Here is a 7977-nt window from a genome sequence, read left to right as displayed (position 1 = left end):
GGCGGCCACTCCCTGCTCGCGATCTCGCTGGTGGAGCACCTGCGGGCCCGCGGTGTCTCGGTGTCGGTGCGGACGCTGTTCCGGAGCCCGACGCCGGCCGGGCTGGCCGCGGTGTCGGGTCCGCAGGAGGTCCGGGTCCCGGCGACGGTGATCCCGGCCGGTGCGACCGTGATCACCCCCGAGATGGTGCCGCTGGCCGAGCTGGACCAGGCCGAGCTGGACCGGGTCGTGGCTCAGGTCCCCGGTGGTGCGGGCAACGTTGCCGACGTGTACCCGCTGGCGCCGCTCCAGGAGGGCATCCTCTTCCACCACCTGCTGGCCCGGCAGGACGGCGACGGCTCGGACGTCTACGCGTCGCCGATGGTCCTCCGGTTCGACACCGACGCCCGGGCGGAGGCTTTCCTCGGGGCGCTTCAGCAGGTGGTGGACCGGCACGACATCTACCGCACGGCGATCGTCCGGGAGGGCCTGCGCGAGCCGGTGCAGGTGGTTGCCCGCCAGGTCGAGCTGCCGGTCGAGCGGATCGTGCTCGACCCGGAAGGGCCGGACCCCGTACGGCAGTTGCTGGACGTCGGGGCGCGGCCGATGGACCTCGGCCGGGCTCCGCTGATCCGGGTGGTCACCGCCGCGGAGTCGGGCAGCGACCGCCGGTTGGTGCTGCTGTGCATCCACCACCTGGCCCAGGACCACACCACCCAGGACGTGCTGCTCGCCGAGCTGCGGGCGATCCTGTCCGGCCGGGCCGACACGCTGCCGGAGCCGCTGCCGTTCCGCAACTTCGTGGCGCAGGCCCGGTTGGGCACGCCGCGCGCGGAGCACGTGCGCCACTTCGCCGCCCTGCTGGGCGACGTCGAGGACACCACCGCGCCGTACGGTCTGCTCGACGTGCACGGCGACGGCGCCGGTTCGGCCCGCGCGGAGCTGCCGCTGCACCACGAACTGGCCGACCGGGTGCGTGAGTCGGCGCGGGCGCGCGGGGTAAGTGCGGCCACCGTGTTCCATCTGGCGTGGGCCCGGGTGCTGGCCGCGGTGTCCGGCCGCGAGGACGTGGTGTTCGGCACGGTGCTGTTCGGCCGGATGAACGCCGGCGTCGGCGCCGGGCGCGTGCCGGGCCTGTTCCTCAACACCCTGCCGGTCCGGGTGCGGGTCGGCGAGCTGGAGGTGGGCGAGGCGCTGGACGGGCTCCGGCGTCAGCTGGCGGAGCTGCTGGTGCACGAGCATGCGCCGCTCTCGCTCGCCCAGCAGGCCAGCGGAGTGCCGGGCGGCACACCGCTGTTCACCTCGCTCTTCAACTTCCGGCACATCCAGCCGGCCCGGGAGGACGAGTACGTCCCGATTGAGGGCCTCACCACACTGTTCTCGCGGGAGCGCACCAACTACCCCGTCGACGTGGCCGTCGACGACCTCGGCGACGGCTTCCTGCTCAACGTCGAGGCGGTCGGGCCGGCCGACCCCGCCCGGCTGTGCGCCATGATGCACACCTGCGTGGCCGGCCTGGTGGACGCGCTCGAATCGGCGCCGGGGTCACGGCTGTCGGCGGTCGCGGTGCTGGACGCGGACGAGCGCACCCGGGTGCTGGAGGAGTGGAACGAGACCGGCGCGGACCTCGGGAGTGCGACCGTCCCGGAGCTCTTCGCGGACTGGGCCCGCCGGACACCGGACGCGGTGGCGGCGGTGTGCGGGGACCAGCAGGTCTCGTACGCCGAACTGGACGCGCGGGCCGACCGGTTGGCGCGCTACCTGGTGGATCGCGGGATTGGGCGGGAGTCGGTGGTGGGTCTGTGCCTGCCGCGCGGCTCGGCGATGCTGACCGCGATCCTGGCGGTGTGGAAGGCCGGCGCGGCGTACCTCCCGCTGGACCCGGAGTACCCGGCGGAGCGGCTGGCGTTCATGCTGGCTGACAGCGGGGCCGCCCTGGTGCTCGGCGAGACGGCGACGGCCGGCTGCCCGCTGGCCGGGGCGGCCGCCACGGTGCTGCTGGACGATCCGGCGGTGCTCGCCGAGCTCGCCGAGTCCGAACGCGCCGAAGCCGCCGAACTCGTCGAGCAGCAAGGGGCGTTGCTTCGCTGCCGCCTGACGGCCGACCAGCTGGCCTACGTGATCTACACCTCGGGCTCGACCGGTGTGCCAAAGGGCGTCGCGGTGGCGCACGGGGCGCTGCTGAACATGGCCAAGGGGCTCGGGCCGGTGCTGGGTGCGGCCCCCGGCGTGCGGGTGCTCCAGTTCGCCTCGTTCAGCTTCGACGCCTCGGTGCTCGACGTGGCGGCCACGTTCGCCGCCGGCGGCACCCTGGTGGTGGCCACCGCCGAGGAGCGGGCCGACCCGGCCCTTCTGGCCTCGCTGGTGCGGAACACCGCGGTGGCGTCGGCGAGCGTGGTGCCCTCGCTGCTGGGCGTGCTGGACCCGACGGCCGTGCCGGGGATCTCGACGCTGCTGGTCGGCGCGGAGCCGATCGGCCCGGAGCTCGCCGCCCGCTGGTCCGACGGTCGGCGGCTGGTGAACACCTATGGTCCGACCGAGTCGACGGTGATGGTGACTGCCGGCGCGGTCGCCGCCGGCCTCCCGGCGGTGCCGATGGGCGCGCCGGTGGCCAACACCCGGGTCTTCGTGCTGGACGCGGCGCTGCGGCCGGTGCCGGTCGGTGTGGCGGGCGAACTGTACGTCGCGGGTGCGCAGTTGGCGCGCGGCTACACCGGCCGGCCGGACCTGACGGCGGAGCGGTTCGTGGCGTCGCCGTTCGATGCGGGCGCGCGGATGTACCGCACCGGCGACCTGGCGCGGTGGACCGCGGACGGCGAGCTGGTGTTCGCCGGGCGGGCGGACGAGCAGGTGAAGATCCGCGGTTTCCGGATCGAGCCGGGCGAGGTGGCGGCCGCGCTGGCGGCCTGCGCCGGGGTCGGCCAGGTCGCGGTGGTCGCCCGCCAGGACGCGCCGGGCGAGTCGCGCCTGGTGGCCTACGTGGTGCCGGACGGCAGTTTTTCTGGCCGCCAACTGTCTTCGGCGGTGCGGGAGTTCGCGGCCGACCTGCTGCCGGCTCACCTGGTGCCGTCGGCGGTGGTGGTGCTGGAAGCGCTGCCGCTGACCGCCAACGGGAAGCTGGACCGCGGGGCGCTGCCCGCCCCGGCGGCCGAGGCGGGCGCCGGCCGGCCCCCGGCCACCCTGGAGGAGGAGGTGCTCTGCGCGGCGTTCGCCGAGGTCCTCGGCCTGCCGGCGGTCGGCGTGGACGACGGCTTCTTCGTGCTCGGCGGGCACTCCCTGCTGGCGGTGTCGCTGGTCGAGCGGCTGCGTGCCCGCGGCATCGCGGTCTCGGTGAAGGCCCTGTTCCAGAACCCGACTCCGGCGGGCCTGGCCGGCACCGCGGGCCCCGCCCGGGTGGCGGTGCCGCCCAACCTGATTCCGCCGGGCGCGTTGGAGATCACCCCGGAGATGCTGCCGCTGGTGGAGCTGGACGAGACGGAGACCGCACGGATTGTGGCCGCGGTGGAGGGCGGTGCGGCGAACATCGCGGACGTGTACCCGCTGGCGCCGCTCCAGGAAGGCATCTTCTTCCACCACCTGGTGGCCGGCCGCGACGGCATCGCAGAGGACGTGTACGCGGTGCCGGTGGGCCTGCGGTTCGACTCCCGCGCGCGGCTGGACGCCTTCCTGACCGCCCTTCAGCAGGTTGTCGACCGGCACGACATCTACCGGACGGCGATCGTCTGGGAGGGCCTGCGCGAGCCGGTCCAGGTGGTGCTGCGCCGGGCGGTGCTGCCGGTGGCGGAGGTGGTGCTGAACCCGTCGGGCGGGGGCGCCGCCGAGCAGCTGCTCGCGGCCGCCGGGTCCTGGATGGACCTCGGCCGCGCGCCGCTGATCCGGGCGCACGTCGCTGCCGAGCCCGGCACCGCCAACTGGCTGGCGGTGCTGCGGATCCACCACCTGATGCAGGACCACACCGCGCTGGAGGTCCTGCTCGCCGAGCTGCGGGCGATCCTGTCCGGCCGGGCCGACACCCTGCCCGAGCCGCTCCCGTTCCGCGACTTCGTCGCGCACGCCCGCCTCGGCGTCCCGCGCGAGGAGCACGAGCGGTACTTCGCCGAACTGCTCGGCGACGTGACCGACCCGACCGCGCCGTTCGGCCTGCTGGACGTGCGCGGCGACGGCACGGCGGTGCTGGACGCGGTGCTGCCGGTCGAGGACCGGGTGGCCGCACGGGTCCGGACGGCGGCACGTGCCCTCGGGGTGAGCCCCGCTACGGTGTTCCACCTGGCCTGGGCCCGGGTGCTGGCGGCGGTCTCGGACCGCGACGACGTGGTGTTCGGCACCGTGCTGTTCGGCCGGATGAACGCGGGCACCGGATCCGACCGGGTGCCCGGCCTGTTCATCAACACCCTGCCCGTACGGGTGCGGATCGGCTCCGCGGGTGTCGGCGAGGCGCTGGACGGGCTGCGCGGGCAGCTCGCCGACCTGCTGGTCCACGAGCACGCGCCGCTCTCGCTGGCCCAGCAAGCCAGTGGTGTCCCCGGCGGCATCCCGCTGTTCACGTCGCTGTTCAACTACCGGCACGGCGCTGCCCCCGAGGCCGACGCCGACGCCGGGTTCGAGGGCGTCAGCGGCCTGCTGGCGGACGGCAGCAGCCACGATCGCACCAACTACCCGGTGACGGTCTCCGTCGACGACCGGGGCACCGGCTTCCTGCTGACCGTGCAGGCGATCGCCCCGGCGGACCCGGCCCGGCTCTGCACCATGCTGCACACCGCCCTCGACGGCCTCGCCGCCGCCCTGGAGGACGCCCCCGGCACCCGCTTGGGTGCGGTGGACGTGCTGGGCGGGGCGGAACGCGGCCTGGTCCTGGACGGGTGGCGGGTGCCCGGCGTCGCGGTGCCCGAGGCCTCCTTGGTGGAGCTGTTCGAGGCGCAGGTGGCGCGGGACCCGGACGCGGTGGCGGTGGTGTGCGGCGACGAGCGCGTCTCGTACGGGGAGTTGGACGTGCGGGCGGGTCGCCTGGCACGGCTTCTGGGGTCGCGCGGCGTGGGCGTGGAGTCGCGGGTGGGGGTGGTGCTGGGGCGCGGGGTGGACGTGGTGGTGGCGATGCTGGGCGTGCTGAAGGCGGGTGGGGCGTACGTCCCCGTGGATCCGGCGTACCCGGCGGAGCGCGTGGGGTTCACGCTGCTGGACGCGGGTGTGGGGTGCGTGGTGACGTCGGCGGAGTGCGCGGGAGTGGTTCCCCGGGGGCTGGGGGTGCCGGTGGTGGCGCTGGACGAGCCGGACGTGGTGCGGGAGTTGGCGGGAGCGCGGCCGCTCGGCCGGTTGGCCGGGGCGGGCCCGGACGGCGCGGCCTACGTGATCTACACGTCGGGTTCGACGGGCCGCCCGAAGGGCGTGGCGGTGACCCACCGGAACGCGGTGGAGCTGTTCGGGCAGTCGCGGGAGCTGTTCGGCATCGGCCCGTCGGACGTGTGGAGCTGGTTCCACTCGTTCGCGTTCGACTTCTCGGTGTGGGAACTGTGGGGGGCGCTGCTGCACGGCGGCCGGGTGGTGGTGGTTCCGTTCGACGTGTCGCGTTCGCCCGGCGAGTTCGCGGGGCTGGTGGCGCGCGAGGGCGTGACGGTGGTGAGTCAGACGCCCTCGGCGTTCTACCAGTTGGCGGAGGCGGTGGACGATCCGGGGCTGCTCGGGTCGGTGCGGGTGGTGGTGTTCGGCGGCGAGGCGCTGGACGTGGCCCGGTTGGGGCCCTGGTGGGCGTTGTTCGGCGGCGCGGGGCCGCGGTTGGTGAACATGTACGGAATCACCGAGACGACCGTGCACGTGACGTTCCACGAGGTCGTCGCCGGTGGCGCGCCGGCGGTCGGCAGCGTGGTGGGCCGGGGTCTGCCGGGGCTGCGGGTGCTGGTGCTGGACGAGTGGCTGCGTCCGGCGCCGGTGGGAGTGGTGGGCGAGGTGTACGTCGTCGGCGGGCAGTTGGCGCGCGGCTACCTGGGACGTCCCGGTCTGACGGCTGAGCGGTTCGTGGCCTGCCCGTTCGAGCCGGCGGCCCGGATGTACCGCACCGGCGACCGGGCGCAGTGGAGTGCGGACGGCGAGCTGGTGTTCGCCGGGCGCGCGGACGAGCAGGTGAAGATCCGCGGTTTCCGGATCGAGCCGGGCGAGGTCGCGGCGGCGCTGTCGGAGCACCCGGGCGTGGGGCAGGCGGTGGCGGTGGTTCGCGAGGACACGCCCGGTGACCCGCGCCTGGTGGCCTACCTGGTGCCCAAGGCCGACGCCGATGGTGAACTTACCCATGCTGTCAGGGAGTTCGCCGAGTCCGTGCTGCCGCACCACATGGTGCCGGCGGCGGTGACGATTGTGGAGCGGCTGCCGCTGACCGTGAACGGAAAGCTGGACCACAAGGCACTGCCCGCCCCGTACTACACCGCTGCCGGGCGGGAGAGCCGGGAGCCCTCGACCCCCGAGGAGCGGACGCTCTGCGCGGTGTTCGCAGACGTGCTGGAACTGGAGAGCGTCGGAGTCGAGGACGACTTCTTCGCCCTGGGCGGGCACTCGCTGCTGGCCACCAGGCTGATCGGCCGACTGCGAACGGCGCTGTCGGTGGAGATACCGCTCGTGGTGCTCTTCGAGGAGCGGACGGCCGCCGGGATCGCCGCCTGGATCACCAGGCAACCCCTTGTCGAGAAGAAGGCCCGGCCGTCGTTGCGGCTGATGCGAAAGCAGGAGGACGTCTGATGATTCCGTTGTCGTTCGCGCAGCGTCGGCTCTGGTTCCTGGCGCAGATCGAGGGCCCGAGCGCCACTTTCAACATCGCCACCGGCATCCGGATGACCGGCGCGTTGGACCGGTCGGCGCTCACCGCGGCGTTACTGGACGTGATCGGGCGGCACGAGGTGCTGCGGACGGTCCTCCCGTCGGCGGACGGTGAGCCCTACCAGCGGATCCTGCCCGTGGCGGAGGTCGACTTCGGGATGCCGGTCTCGCCGGTGTCCCCCCAGGACCTGGCCGCCACCACGGCGCGAGCGGCCGGACACCTCTTCGACGTGACCAGCGAGATTCCGATCCGGGCCGAGCTGTTGGCCCTCGCCCCGGACGAACACGTGCTGGTGCTGGTGGTGCACCACATCGCGGTGGACGGCTGGTCAATGGGCCCGCTGGGACGCGACCTGTCGGCGGCCTACGCGGCCCGCTGCGAGGGCCGCACACCGCAGTGGGAGCCGCTGCCGGTGCAGTACCAGGACTACGCCCTCTGGCAGCGCGACCTGCTCGGCCGCGAGGACGACCCGAGCAGCGTGCTCGCCGAACAACTCGCGTTCTGGCGCGAGGCGTTGGACGGCGCCCCCGAGGAGCTGGAGCTGCCCTGGGACCACCCCCGCCCGGCGCTGGCCGGCCACCGCGGCCACACCGTCCGGGTGGAGGTGCCGACCGAGGTGCACCACCGGCTCGCCCGTCTGGCCCAGGAGCGCGGCGCGACCCTGTTCATGGTGCTGCAGACCGCACTGGCCGTCCTGCTATCCCGCCTCGGCGCGGGCACCGACATCCCGATCGGCTCGGCCGTCGCCGGCCGCACCGACGAGGACCTGGACGACCTGGTCGGCTTCTTCGTCAATACCCTTCTGGTCCGCACCGATCTGTCCGGCGACCCCACCTTCGTCGAAGTCCTGGACCGGGTGCGGCACACCGCCCTGAGGGCCCTCGACCACCAGGACGTGCCGTTCGAGCGCCTGGTCGAGGAACTCGGGCCGACCCGCTCACTCTCCCGCCACCCGCTTTTCCAGACCCTGCTGACCGTGCAGAACACCGGCACCGCAGGCCTGGAACTCCCCGGCCTGCGGGTCGAGCAGGTGGCCGCGGGCGAGGCCGTCCCCAAGGTCGACCTGGACGTGCTGCTGGGCGAGGAATTCGATCCGGATGGTGCTCCGGCCGGCATCCATGGCGTGGTCTCGGCTGCCGCGGACCTGTTCGACCGGGAGTCGGTCGAGCGGATGGCCGACCGCCTGGTGCGGGTGT

General features: G+C 73.9%; 2 protein-coding genes. Both read left to right on the top strand.

What is annotated here, in order from left to right:
* Positions 1-12 precede the first annotated feature (12 nt).
* Positions 13-6702, top strand: a complete 6690-nt coding sequence (locus AMK19_RS33955; RefSeq protein ID WP_338015828.1) for an amino acid adenylation domain-containing protein — start codon at positions 13-15, stop codon at positions 6700-6702.
* A partial coding sequence (locus AMK19_RS33950) for a condensation domain-containing protein (RefSeq protein WP_241844724.1) occupies positions 6702-7977 on the top strand: 1276 nt, incomplete at its 3' end. The genes AMK19_RS33955 and AMK19_RS33950, both read left to right, overlap by 1 nt.

The sequence above is a fragment of the Kitasatospora sp. CB01950 genome, from assembly GCF_001905465.1.
In the GTDB taxonomy this organism is placed as follows: Bacteria; Actinomycetota; Actinomycetes; order Streptomycetales; family Streptomycetaceae; genus Kitasatospora.
The sequence above is the reverse complement of the archived record's forward strand: the minus strand, read 5'-3'. Positions and strand labels throughout refer to the sequence as shown.